General features: G+C 64.5%; 2 protein-coding genes. One reads left to right on the top strand and one right to left on the bottom strand.

Going from position 1 to position 14736, the window contains the following annotated elements; translation table 11 throughout:
- The first annotated feature begins 263 nt into the window (after positions 1-263).
- Positions 264-12923: a filamentous haemagglutinin family protein gene (locus DM992_RS31005; RefSeq protein ID WP_239511450.1), complete on the top strand. Its 12660-nt coding sequence runs from the start codon at positions 264-266 to the stop codon at positions 12921-12923.
- Positions 12924-13260: 337 nt separating this feature from the next.
- On the opposite strand, the gene DM992_RS31010 is transcribed toward DM992_RS31005, so the two are convergent.
- Complete coding sequence (locus DM992_RS31010; protein WP_111019956.1) at positions 13261-14586, bottom strand: substrate-binding domain-containing protein; 1326 nt, start codon at positions 14584-14586, stop codon at positions 13261-13263.
- Between the last annotated feature and the right edge of the window lie 150 nt (positions 14587-14736).

The following is a 14736-nucleotide window of genomic DNA, read 5'->3' on the forward strand; positions in this document are numbered from 1 at the left end:
TACGGACCTTTTCGCGGCGGCCGGAATGGTCCGTAACAGTCGCCATGTCGCTGCCATTCGCGCTTCGTATGGTCTTCGGATTCCAGCGGCCTGTTTCAGGCGCAACGACATGTGCGGTGCCGGACCGGCGCCGCGCGCAATTTCCTAGCATCGGGGTGGAAAGAATGGCAGCACGCGCACGTACGGATCGGCAAGTTCGCGCAACGGCCTCTCGGTCGGTCTTGAAATCGGAGCTGAGCCCGCTTTACCGGGCGGTCGTGCTGATGCTCGCGGCGGGCGTGTCCGCGCATGCGCATGCGGCGGGCATCATGAACCTCGGGCAGGCCACCGCGCGTGCGGCGGGCGGCGCCGCGGGCGGTGCCGGCGGCGTGCCGGGCATGCCGAATCTCGGCGTGTCGCCGCAGCAGGCGCTGCAGGCGAGCCAGCCGTCGATCCGCAACCTCGGTTATGCCGCGCACGCGATCGCTGCGCAGATCGCCGTGCAGCAGAACGCGGCCGCGGCGGCGGCGAAGCTGCCGTCGACCGTACCGAACGGGCTTGCGCCGGGCGGGCTGCAAGTGGCGGCAGGCGCGACCGGCGATACGAACAATCCGGTGCTGTGGTTCAACGCGAACGCGCCGCAGCAGAGCGTCGACGCGACCGGACACGTGAACGTCGACGTCAAGCAGACCGGGCAGAACGCGGTGCTGACGTGGGAGACGATGAACGTCGGCCGGCAGACGACACTGAACTTCGACCAGTCGGGCGGCACGCAGACGAACGGCGCAAACAACTGGGCGGTGTTGAACCGGATCAACGATCCGAGCGGCAGGCCGAGCCAGATTCTCGGGAACATTACCGCGCAGGGGGCGGTGTATGTGATCAACCGGAACGGTGTGCTGTTCGGGGCCGGGTCGCAGGTGAACGTGCATTCGCTGGTGGCGTCGTCGCTCGACGTGCTGAACATGAACAACTACAACCAGACCCTGCAGAACAAGGTGCCGGTTGTGGCGGACAGTACGCTTGCGCAGGATGCTGCCGGGATTGTCGCGAGCAACAAGCAGTTCCTGAGCCTGCCTGCCGGGACGACGGGCGGGCTCGCGTATCCGGAGTCGGGTAGTTCGACGGGGGTGAATGGCAGCAGCCAGGTTCCGAACGAAGTGCTTGGCCTTGGCAATCAGGTCAACCTTACGTCCGCAAGCCAGTATCAACCGTGGGGCGACGTCACCATCGAACAGGGTGCGTCGATCACCACGCACGCGAACGGCAATGCGAGCGACGGCGGCTTCGTGATGATCGCGGCACCGAACGTGACGAACGCGGGGCACATCAAGGCGACGGACGGGCAGGTCGTGCTGGCGGCCGGTGTCGGCGTGAGCCTGCGGCCCAATAGTGGCGTCACGGCGAATCCTCAAGTGCTGCTGCCGGAACTGAGCGGGCAGATCATGCTGCTTGGGCCGAATGGCGCGACAACCGACGTCACGCCGGCCGGCACGCTGACCAATACCGGTATCGTCGAGGCCGCACGCGGCAACGTGAACCTGCTCGGCAGCCGCGTCGCGCAGAACGGGGTGGTCGGCGTGACGACGAGTGTCAACGCGCCCGGCACGATCACGATTTCCACGGTCGACGAATACAGTTCGAACAACCCTTCGGGTGCCAAATACCTCGGGCTGGGGCAGGCGACTGGTGGAATCGGCGGCGCGGACGACACGCATCGCGCCGGCCTGCTGAGCTTCGGCCCGGACTCGGTGACGACGGTGATGCCGGACGGCAACGGCCAGACGACGCCGTCGACGCCGGGCGCGACCTTCACGCCGGGCAGCATCGGCATGACGGCCGGCTCGATCTGGTTCCAGGGCGGCTCGCTGATCGAGGCGCCCGGGTCGAAGGTCACCGTCGCGGCGCTGACGCCGTCCACGTCGGGCGCGCAGGCGCCTGCCGGCCAGACTGCCGTACCGGGCCGCATCTATGTCGACAACGGCGCGACGATCGACGTGTCGGGCCTTGCGAACGTCGAAGTGCCGATCTCGCAGACACTGGTGACGGTCGACCGGATCGGACAGAACGAACTCGCGGATTCGCCGCTGCTGCGCAACGGGTTCCTGCTCGGGTACAAGAACCTCGTGTTCGACAGCACGCTGACGGGCACGCGCAGCGACGGCGTGCAGTGGGTCGGCAGCCCGATCCTGAACCTGTCGGGGTACGTGAACCTGATTCCGCGCACGGTCGACCAGTTGCTGACCAATGGCGGGTCGATCACGCTGTCGGGCAACGAGGTGATGACCGCCGCGGGTTCGTCGATGAACCTGAACGGCGGTTACGTCCATTACGACGGCGGGATGGTCAACACGACGCGCCTGGTCGACGCGAACGGCGCGATCGTCCCGATCGGGCGGGCGAGCCCGTACGACACCTACGTCGGTATCGCGGGCCAGTTCGTCGAATCGCATCCGCGCTGGGGCGTGACGAAGTCCTGGTACAACCCGCTGCAGACGGCGGGCACGTATCAGGGCGACACCATCGTCGGCGGCAATGCGGGCACGCTCGACGTGTATGCGTCCCAGGCGACGGTGCTCGACGGCGACATCAGCGCGCAGGCGTTCGGCGGCGCGAAACAGATGCAGGGCAACAGCCTGCCGAGCGGCGGGACGTTCAACCTCGGGGCCGATCCGAAGCTCGGCAGCACTGCGCTGGTCAATCTGACGTCGAACAACCACGACGCGGGAACCGGCGCCACCGGCCTCGTCGTGCTGCAGGACCACGCGCCGTCGCTCGGCGAGATCGCGCGGGGTTTCTCCATCGATACGCCACTCGATGCCAACGCCTTGCAGGCGCTGCCCGAGACGGACCCGCGCAACGTGTTGTCGACCACCGTCGTACCGGTCGCGACATTGAACAACGGCGGTTTCGCGAACCTGAACGTGACCGAGGACAAGGTCGGCGGCAAGGGAATCGTGGTGCCGCAAGGCACGCAATTGGAATTGCAGCCGGGAGGCTCCATTTCGCTCGGCAGCGCGCGTCCCGGCGCCGACGTCAATGTGGCAGGCAAGCTGATCGTGCCGTCGGGATCGATTTCGATTGCCAGCGGCGGCAACGTCATCGTAGGGCCGCAGGGGGTAATCAGTGCTGCCGGTCAATGGGTGAACAACGACTTGCAGGCGGCGCCCGGATCGACGCCGGGCAACAGCCAGTTCATCAACGGCGGTACGATCTCGCTGTCGGCAATCCAGAATTCGCTGATTGTGCCCGGCGCCGGTTATGCGGACGCGACCGGCTCGGTCCTGTTACAGCCCGGCAGCGTGCTGGACGTGTCGAGCGGCGGCGAGATGCTGGCGAACGGCCAGATGCTGATGCAGAACGGCGTGCCGGCCGGGCGTGGCGGCAACGTGTCGTTGCAGACTTATGCGGGACCGCAATCGAAACAGTTTGGTCACACGACCGATGGCGGCGGCGGTGCGTACCTGCCCGCCACGCAGCCGACGGCCGGCACGCTTGCGCTGGGCGGCACGATCCTGAGCGACGGTTTTTCGGGCGGCGGCACGCTGACGCTTCAGGCGCTCGGATTCCGGATCGGTGGCGATGCGGCGGCAGCGTCGCCGTTCGACGTGTATCTCCCGGAGACCTTCTTCGCGCGGCAAGGGTTCGGCAAGTACGTGCTGAACGCGTATTACGACGCGACCGTCGCGCCGGGCGCCATGGTCGGCGTGACGCAACTGAACCGCATCCCGGATGCGGTCGCGCTTCAACAGGCCGGTACGGGCGCGAACCTGTCGGCGGGCAGCCTGACGTCGATCGGCCAGCTCGATGCGTATCACCGGCAGGCGACGAACCTCGTGTTGACGGGCGGCAATTACACGTCGTGGCTGACTTCAGCCGGCGTGGTGCCAACGTACCCGGGCGGGACCGGCGCGGTCACTGTGTCGGAAGGCGCGTCGATCCATGCGGATGCCGGCGCGAGCGTCGGCCTCGGTTCGCCGACACAGGTCACGGTGCTCGGCTCGATCGTCGCGCCCGGTGGATCGATCACGCTGAGCGCGGACGGCGGCGGCACGTATGCGCAGGCCGGGCAGTTCAACACCGGTTTCCTGAGCGCGAGCCAGTCGGTGTGGCTGGGCGCGGATGCCTTGCTCGACGTATCGGGCACGGCATTGGCCAATCCACTCGCGGCGCCGGTCAAGATCGGCGCGACGACGGTCGTGCCGAATTCGGGCAAGGTGTTGCCCGGCGGCTCGGTGACGATGTCGAGCGACAAGGGCTACGTGGTGGCGCAGGCGGGCTCGAAGATCGACGTGTCCGGTACGTCTGCGAATTTCGACCGGTTGCAGGCCAATGGTACTTACGCGTCGCAGCCGGTCTGGAGCGATGCGGGCTCGATCACGCTGTTGGCGGCGAACGGCCTGTTTGCGGATGCGACGCTGGCGGGGCATCCGGGTGCCGCGCAGGCACGCGGCGGTACGTTGACGATCCTGCCGCATCAAAACGATGGCGCGAGCGGCACGGCATTGGTCGTGCGGCAAGACGGAACGCTCGTGCCCGCGGGACTGGCACCGGGACAGGATTTCACGTCGGCGATCGATCCGACGACCGGACAGCCGATCGGCCAGCCGACCGGGGTCATCCAGTTCGCGGCCGACCGGTTGACCGGGTCCGGCATCGCAAACCTGGTGCTCGGCAGTGCCACGCCGCCGAATCTGTTCGGCGTGTCACCGACACAGATGCTGTTTGCGGGTGACGTTACGCTGTCCTTGCCCGAATCGGTGACCCTGAATGCGGGACGCATTGCAGCCATCGGCATGGGACAGTTGTCGACGCTGCTGTCGACGCCGGTACGCAAGCCGGACGGGACGATTGCGTCGGCGGTCGACGCCGTGCTGGCACAGGCGCCGCAAACGCCGCTCGGCACGACGGTGGAAATCGATGCGCCCTACGTCGCGTTGTCGGGGCCGTTCATCCAGACGCAGGCACCCAAGTTCAAACCGGTCGCGACGCTGTCGGATGCGACGCTGAACGTGAATGCGTCGTTCATCGACCTGAAGAACCAGCTTCAGCTCAACAATTTCAGCCATGCGAACTTCACGAGCGGCGGCGACATCCGGCTGAGTTCGACGAATGCCGGCCAGACCTTGACGCCGGGCATCCTTTATACGCCTGGCGACCTGACGTTCAGGGCGGCTGGCCTGTATCCGGCGACCGGCAGCACGTTCATCGTCGACGCGGTCGGCCCGACCGATCCGGCAACCGGCAAGCCGGCGCCGACGACGGTCACGTTCGCGTCGAACGGCGCGTCGCTCACACCGCTGTCCGCAGGTGGCACGTTGCTCGTCGATGCGACGAACATCGTGCAGGGCGGCACGGTGCGCGCACCGTCCGGCACGCTCGTGTTCGGTATCGGCGATCCGTCGAATGCGGCGACGCAGGCGCAGTTTGCCGGTCTGCCGTTGGTCGCGACGGATTCGGTCAGGCTGGCAAGCGGCAGCGTGACGTCGGTGTCGAACGAAGGCGCAGTCATTCCGTATGGCACGACGGTCGACGGGGTCGAGTGGCAGTTCAATCCGGTCGCCGGCACGACGACGGCAGACCTGACCGCACCGCCCGCGAAATATGTCGGCGTGAACGGCGGCAACGTCGCGCTCGACAAGGGCGCGACGATCGACCTGTCCGGCGGCGGCGACCTGCAGGCGGTCGAATGGGTGCCGGGCACCGGCGGCACGCGCGACGTGCTGTCGCAATACAACGTGAGCTATGCAAGCGGCAAGGGCGCGACGGCAGTGCCGGTCAATGCCGGGGCCGGCAACGTCTATGCGATCCTGCCGGGCAAGCAATCACCGGTCGCGGCTTATGACCCGACCCTCGCGCAGACGGTACAGCCTTCCACCAATGAAAACGGTACGGCAACGACCGCGACGGCGACGATGGGAGTGGGACAGGCGAGCCTGACCGACCCGGTCGGCAAGGCCGTGTATCTGTCGGGCGTGCCGGGGCTGGCGGCCGGCTACTACACGCTGTTGCCGGGCAAGTACGCGACGGTGCCGGGCGCGTATCGCGTGACGGTGTCGAGCACGGCCGGCAACGTCGTACCGGGCGCGAGCCAGGTGCTGCAGGACGGCACGGTCGTGACGGCCGGCTATTTTGCCGACTCGCTGACGGGCAGCCGCAGCGCGACGCCGACGTTGTTCAACGTGCAGTCGAACAGCGTGTGGCAGCAATACTCGCAATACACGCTGACGGGGGCGAACGCGTACTTCACGAAACTTGCCGCAAGCAAGGGCAACGTGACGCCGCCGTTGCCGGTGGACGGCGGCCAGCTGGTGCTGGCCGCGACGAAGGCGCTGACGCTCGGCGCGACGCTGAACGCGGCCGCCGGCGCGGGCGGCGCGCCGGCCGAGGTCGACATCGCATCGCAGGACATCCAGATCACCGGCAACGGCAGCGCGGTGCTGCCCGGCTATCTGCAGATCGGCAGCGATGCGCTCGATTCGCTGAACGCGGGCAGCCTGCTGATCGGCGGCACGCGAGCGGCGACGACGAGCGGCGTTACGATCACGCCGATTGCGAACAGCGTCGTCCTGTCGAACGACGGGAACACGACACTGAAGGGCCCCGAGATCCTGCTCGTCACGAAGACCGATGGCAGCGGCACCGATCCGAACGCGGCGAACGGTTTGCGTGTCGATGCGGGCGCATCGATTACCGCGCAGGGCGATTATCCGGCCGCGAAGGACCAGCCGATCTCGATCGCCGGCGACGGCGCGCTGCTGCGCGTGTCGAACGGCGCAATGGCACCGCTCACGCGCACGGGCGGCACGGGCACCGGTTTGCTGACGGTCGGCGCGGGTGCAACGCTCGCGGGTGGCCAGGCGCTGCTGCTCGATTCGTCCGGCAACCTGAAGGTCGATCCGTCTGCGGCGCTGTCGGCCAAGGCGATCACGGCGGACGGTGCCGCGATCACGTTCACGAACGCGAGCGGCGGCGCGGCCGCGAGCCTGCCGGGTTTCGTGATCGATCCGGCCGGCCTTGCGCAGTTCGCGAACGCGCAGCAGGTGGCGCTGCGTAGCTACGGCGCGATCGGCTTCGTCGGCGACGTGAACGCGACGTTCGGCAACAACGTCGATCTGAGCGCGGGCACCTTCACGAGCGACGGCGGCCACGTGACGCTGAACGCACAGCAGATCGCGTTCACGAACGAGATGGGCGCAACGCCCGGCACGGCGACGGCCGGCGGCGGCACGCTGACGGTCAACGCGAAGGAAATCGACTTCGGCACTGGTACGAAGAGCGCGAGCGGCTTCGGCTCGGCTGTGATGAATGCGACGGGCGGCATCGTGGGGCAGGGCACCGGGACGTTCGACTTCGGCGCGTTGCCGGTGACGCTCAATGCACCGGTTTATCTGGCCGATACGAGCTCGGCCGCTACCGTGAAGACCACGGGCGCACTGACGCTGAACGGTGCGTCGGGTACCGCGTTGAAGCGCGATGCGGTTGGCGGTGCATGGACCTTCATCGGCGGCACCGTGGCCGACAACGGCGCGACGATCAGCGCGCCGGCGGGCAACGTCACGCTCGAAGCGACGAGCGGCAACCTGACGATCGGCGTCGGCTCGACGGTCAGCTCGGCGGGCGTGTCGAAGCAATTCTTCGACGTGACGCGTTACGCGCCGGCCGGGCCGATCACGCTGACGGCCGATGCGGGCACCGTCGACGTACAGGCAGGATCGACGCTCGATTTTTCCGGGGCGAGCGGCGGCGGTGCGGCGGGCAGCCTTGCGCTGTCGGCGCCGCAACAGGTCGTGAACCTGAACGGCACGCTCAAGGGCGGTGCGGCGAGCGGTTATGCGGGCGGCTCGTTCTCGTTGAATACGGGCGGCGCGGCCGATCTCGATGCGTTGTCGAAGACGCTTGCATCGAGCGGCGTGAACCAGGCGATTGCGATCCGCACGAAGACGGGCAACCTGACGCTGTCGCAAGGCAACACGCTGACCGCGCATTCGGTGCTGCTCACGGCCGACGGCGGTTCGGGCAGTGCGGCGGATACGGCGAACGGCAACGTGAACGTGCTCGGAACGATCGATGCGTCCGGCAAGGCGGGCGGCGAGATCGACCTGTACGGTCGCAACGGCGTGGACATCGAGGGTTCGCTGCTGGCGCGTGGCTCCGATCCGAAACAGCGTGGCGGCAAGGTCAACATCGGTACGACCGCGCTGTTCGATCCGACGATCGTCGATACGAACGGCAACTCGATCGCGTACAACGCGACCTATGGTTACGAGAACATCCTGCGCGGGAATTCTGGCGCGATCACGCTCGGTGCGAATGCGCTGATCGACGTGTCGGGTGGCACGGCGGGCGGCCTGTCGGGCGGCACCGTGAATTTCCGCGCACCGCTGCTGATCGACAACGGCGTGAATCTCAATCTGCCGGATACGTTCAACAACGGCAAGGGGATCGTCGGTTCGCGCGCGGCGACGCTCGAGCCATATGCGGTGTGGAGCACGACGGATGCGACGACGGGCGCGAAGCACTTCGATGGCGTCATCGATCCGGCAGGATGGTATGACAAGAGCGGGCATCTGCTGGGCGGCACGTTCACGGCGCAAGGCACATCCGGCACGCCGGCGACGTTCTCGTTCACGCCGGACGGCTCGGGCGGCGGCACGCTGACGAATCAGGCGACCGGTGCATCGGCGAGCGTCACGCAGGCACAGCTTCAGAACGGGAATTCCACGATCGGGTTCGGCGGGCTGAACAACATGTATTTCGCGCCCGCGAGCGGCGGGGCAAATTCGGATCACCAGACCTTCTACGGATATCAGAACGGCGATGCGTCGACGGCGGCGCCGGGCACGCTGATGGGATTCGTGCAGCACGGGCTCGATACGCTGGTCGATCCGTTTGCGGGAAAGAACATCGCGAATGCGCACATCGTGCCGGGGATCGAGCTCGACAACCCGAGTGCGGCGATCAACGGCGGCGATATCCAGGTGCTGACGAACTGGAACCTCGGCGCGGGCGCGTCGCCGACGAATCTCGCGTTCCGGTTCGACGGGGAGGCGCCGGTTGTAACGCTTCGCGCCGAGAACAATGTGAAGGTGAAGGCGAGCCTGTCGGACGGGTTCTTTCAGATTGCGAACCCGCTGGGTGGAGGCGGGACGATTCCGGTGCCGCCGTTGTCGACGCTGAATGCAGTACAGACAATTTTCAACGCGCCCGCGGGCTTTTTCGGGATTGCGTATGGCTATGGACTCTCGTATTTCGCGGGGAGCGGCCTGGCGTCCGGTCCGGGGCAACCGACCGGCGGCACGCCGGACGAGATTGCAGAGTACTACGCACTATATTCGGCGTATGCGAATTTTCTGGATCAGACCGCGACAAGCCTTTCGTCAGCGTTGACAGGTGTGCCGTTGACCAGTAGCAATATGGAGATCGTCTACAGACTACACGCGCAAAACTCTACGACGATGCTGCCCGGTCAGCCAGTGGCTCCGATTGCGCCGAGCACAGCCGAGCAGGCTTCGAATCCCGGCTCCTATCTGATCTATCTGAATCAATATCAGAAGTATCTGTCCGATTCAGTCCAGTTTGTGGTCCAGCATCAGCAGCAATGGCCGCTCGTGACTACTGTCACGGCGCCAAGCGTTCAACCGGTTTCGGTCATCGCGACCACGACGATCAGCTTGCCTGCCGTGACGGACAATTCGCCGGCCCCTACCTCCGTTGCGACCGTCCCGATTCCGCTTGTGTCTGCTTCACTGACGGGCGGATCGAGCAGTTCCTTCCGCGTCGTGGCTGGGGCGGATCTGAACAGCACGAACCCGCTGGCGCTTCAGGCGCCGACCGCAGGAGGCGGATCGAACGGCAAGAGCGTGATTTTCGACGGGCATACGACGTTCGTGGACGGCAATGGCCTGGCGTTGCTGGCCCCGACGATGATTCGCACGGGTACGGGTGCGATCGATATAGCGGCCGGCAACGACATTGCGTTGTTCGATGTCGATTCGATCCAGCCGGGCAACCCGGACGTGCTGGTTCCCGGCGTGATTTACACGGGCGGCGCGCCTGCCGCGGGGGCGCCAGCCCCGGGCACCGGCCTTTCGATCATTCATGGCGGGAGCGGCAATCCGGATATTCTGGTTACGTCCCCCGTCAATCCGGATTCGGCCGGCGATATCACGATTCACGCACAGGGAGATATCACCGGCGCGGAGTATTTGACCGATGTGAACGGCACGGTGACCGGAAAGAAGGGCGCCAACATCAGTCAATTCTGGTGGCAGTGGATGCAGATCGGCAATCCGACCGGGATGGTCGGGGCGACCAATCCCGCGACGCAGACCGTGCAGACGTCGATCAACTTCGGTGCGTTCGATCAAGGCGTGTTGAGCGCGGGCGGAAACGTCTCCGTGTCGGCGGGCGGGAATATTTCCGACCTGTCGGTGTCGTTGCCGACGACGTGGTATCTGACCGGCGCCAATACCGATAGCCCGACGGTCAATACCGTTGGAGGCGGCAATCTGACAGTACGGGCAAGCGGAGACATTCTGAGCGGCGGCTATTTCGTCGCGAAAGGATCGGGCACGATCACGGCGGGCGGGAAGATCGGGTCGGATATTGTGGTGCCCCCGAATTTCGACGGTGCGCGGACCGTGACGATGGATACGTTGCTGGCTATGCAGGATGGCGTACTCGACGTCAACGCGCGACAAGGCGCCAGCATCGGACGCGTGTTCGATCCGTCGTATGTGCAGGGCAATGCGCTGTTGTCCGCGTACAAGCAACAAGCCGACATGAAGGGCTATTCGTCGACATCCGCCGTCAATATCACGTCCACGACGGGCGATGTTGCAATCGGCACGCTTTCCAACGTCGGGTTGATCGGTGGCGGCAATTTCAGCCCGATGACGCCGGGTCAACTCGACCTGTCGTCCATTCTGCCGTCGTCGGTAGACCTGACCGCGTTCACTGGCGGCATTACGGTTGCGGCGAGCGGCGAGCTTTACCCGTCGGCATCGGGCAATCTGAATCTGATTGCCGACCAGACCATCGGTCTGTCGACCATCAACGGCATGGGGCCGCCCGTCGGGACGCCGTCATTCGGCATGCTCGATGTCGACCCGTCCGCGATGCCGTCACCGGCGAGGCCGAATGTATTCGTCGCGGATCCCACGGTTGCATCTGCGGCGGCACACGATTCCGCTGCGTTGCATGGCGATGATGCCGTACCGGCGCGAATCTACAGTTTGAATGGCGATATTGTCGATGGCGTTCTGCAGACAACCGGTGCTCGCGCAGGCTTGTTCGATTATCTTGTCCCTGTCGTGATTGACAAGCCTGCATTGATCCAGGCCGGGCGCGACATCGTCAATCTGTCGTTCCTGGGGCAAAACCTGCGCAAGTCGGATGTGACTCGTATCGTGGCTGGACGCGACATTTACGATACGCAGGGATTGATAGTGGGGCAGGGAACGGTTGCGCCGGTACTTGCGCTTGGCGGTCCGGGCACGTTCGATATCGAGGCGGGCAGGAATATCGGACCGCTGACGAATCAGCTGACCGTGAAGAATTCGAAAACGCTAACGGGTATCGACGCGATCGGCAACGCGAACAATCCGTACCTGCCGCACGAAAGCGCAGACGTCAATGTTCTTTTCGGCATTGGGCCGGGCATCGACACGTCATCGTTCGTCTCGACTTATATCGACCCCGCGGGTTCGGTGCCCGGTGTCGCAAGCAGTGCAGGCACGCTCGTCGCGTTCATGGAGCAATACGAGGCGGGTCTTTCGGTCGATACGGGCCTCGTCAACGATCAGCCGACGATCAAGCCGTTGACCTCGGACGAAGCATGGTCGAAATTCAAGGCGCTGCCGCAGTATGTCCAGCAGCTCTTTGCCGAACAGGTACTGTTCAAGGTGCTGACCAGCGTCGGCGAGGATTACAACAACCCCGGCAGTCCGTACTATCAGAAATATGCACGCGGATATGAGGCGCTCAATACGATGTTCCCAGCCGCGCTGGGCTACACGGCCAACAATCTCGGCGGGGGCAGCAACGGTGCGAACAGGTTGATCGATACGGGTGACCTGGACATTCGCAGCACGACCATCCAGACCCAGCAGGGCGGCAACGTATCGATTCTCGGCCCGGGAGGTCAGGCGCTGATCGGCAGTACATCCGCACCGCCGCAGATCGTCGATCCCACCACCGGCAAGGTGATTGCGGGGCCGGGGACGATGGGGATTCTCACGCTCGAGAAAGGGGATATCGACATCTTTACGGATCGCAGTGTCCTGCTGGCGCAGAGCCGGATCTTCACCGAGCAGGGCGGCGACATGACGATCTGGAGTTCAAACGGCGACATCAACGCGGGCAAGGGTGCGAAATCGTCGGCCGATACGCCTGCGCCGCAGTATGTGTGCGATGCGAACCACTACTGTACGGTCGACGCGCGTGGGCAGGTCACCGGAGCGGGCATCGCGACGCTGCAGAGCGTACCTGGCGTGCCGATTGGGACAATCAACCTGATCGCGCCGCGCGGCACGGTTGATGCGGGAGACGCCGGTATTCGCGCGGGGAACCTGAACGTCGCGGCGCTGCGCGTGGTGAATGCCGACAACATTCAGGTGACGGGAAAGGCGTCCGGTATCCCGCTCGTGCAGGCGGTGAATACCGGTGCGTTGACGGCCGCGAGCGCAGCTGCATCGGCCGCGACACAAGTCGCGCAGGATATCGCGAAGAACAACGCATCCGGCGGGTCAGTCCGTCGCTGGACGATTTCGGTGCAGGTCGAAGGTTTTGGCGACGCAGGCGGCGATGGCATGAAGAAACACAAGCAGCAAGTTGGCTACGATTCGTCGAACGCGGTGTCGATTCTTGGCTTCGGTCAAGCAGGCGCAACGCAACGGGCCACGTTGACGTCGGAGGAGCGCGCCAGGTTAGGCAAGATCTGATTCGGACGAACGTAAGGTGTGACGCGGGGCGCCGGTTGGATCGGTGACCCGCATTTTATTTTTCGTGCATGCATACATGCGTCGTGCGGGTCGTTCGACGAGCGGAGCGGAACGGAACGATTCCGACGCGAACGTAAGTTGTGCTGCCTACCAGTCCACCCGGAGTTCTTGTATGTCGTAAGACCGCGTGGACATTCCGACTGCAATACGGGATGTTCGGAGTTGTTGCGGCTTGCCTGACGGATACGTTGAAGACGACCGAATAAAACTGAGCCCCTGATAACCCAGGGGCTCAGTCGTTTAGAACTCGGAAGTCAGCTTGCTGGCGACTTAGGACTTAGCGGCCGACCACCGTGCCCGTGCAGACGCTCGTGTTGCCGATGTCGAGGTTGAAGCCGCTCGTGTTGCTCAGGAAGTCGGCCGAAATCGCGGTCTGATAGTTCGACGGGACCGTGTCGAAGCCATTGCCATGAACGATCGACGCGAAGCTGGCGTTCGTGTAATGCGCGTTCAGGAAGTCATGCGTGGCCGCCTTGACGTCCGGATTGGCGTAGCACTGGCTCAGGATAATGTAGCTCATGCCGGAGACCGGATAGCCAGAGTTCGGGTTGTTGGTATTTGGGGCCCAGTTTGTCTGGTTGGCGGCGAAGAACCTGTTTGCTGGTGGCGCAATCGTACCAAGCGCTGCCGTAGCGTTCGCATACGTTGGCGCGTAATACTGGCCGTTCTTCAAGTTCACGAGGCTCGCCACCGGCAGTTGGATCGCATTGGCCGAGGTCACGACGGAGCTTGATGGCGCGAGATACGTATTGGTATGACCCGGTCCCAGGTACGCAACCGCAGCGATGCCGGTGCTGGCGAGCGAGGTCAATGTGTTTCGCACGTGGCCATCTGTCGAGCCCGGAATGAAGTTCGGCGGTGCGATGCCACCCGGGAACGACGCCGTGAACGTCAGCGAGTCGATGAACGTCACGCCCGTGGCCGTATTGACAGTCGTACAGACAGCGGCTAGATGGCGGGTCAGCAGTTCGGTCGTGCCGCTGCCGTCCGAGCGATAAACCACCTTGATCGGCATGCTGGTCGTCGTGTACGCCGAGCCCGTTTGCGGGTTGATGACGGGATTGGCACCGCTCACGCCAGCCCAATCGGTGATACGACCCGAGAAGATGCCGCACAGATCGTCGTCGTTCAGCGCGATGCTATGCGCTTGACTCGGCGTCGTTTGCGGCGTCGTCGTGCTCGTCACGGCCGGGCCGTTGACGACTGGAACCGTGATCGGCGTGACGATGTACGGGATCTGGATCAGCGGGCCGTTGGTCGCGCCGAGGCCTACCTTGTACGACATGAGTTGTGAGGGTGTGAGTGCCGCGTCGCTGTTCGCGAAGTGGACCGTGCCCGTGACCGTCGAACCGAAGAACGTCGGCTGGTTGTTCAGGAACGCGTTCTGGCCGGCACCCGAGCCGACAGAGAAGTACGTGAACGAGCCTTCGGCGGTGCCAAACAGACCGATTTCGGTTGTGCTGTTGTCGATTGTGCCGATAGCCGGAGCGAAGAGCGACGAACCACCGCCTTGCACGTTCGGCGAAGCCACCGTTGCCGTGGCACCTGCGCCGGACAAGAAAAGAGCGATGATCTGGCAGAGTTTGCGTTGTTGGTGTTTCATAAGATTTTCTCCCGTCGTGTTGACCGGATATTCAAAGTGCATCGTATGTTCGAAAGCGATGCTCGACTTGGCAGCGAAGAGAAACGCGCAATTGCATACGCAAACAAACACTGCGCCCTTGGTTTCCCAAGGGCGCAGTCGCGTCGGGCA

The organism is Burkholderia sp. JP2-270 (assembly GCF_003233675.1).
Classification (GTDB): Bacteria; Pseudomonadota; Gammaproteobacteria; order Burkholderiales; family Burkholderiaceae; genus Burkholderia; species Burkholderia pyrrocinia_C.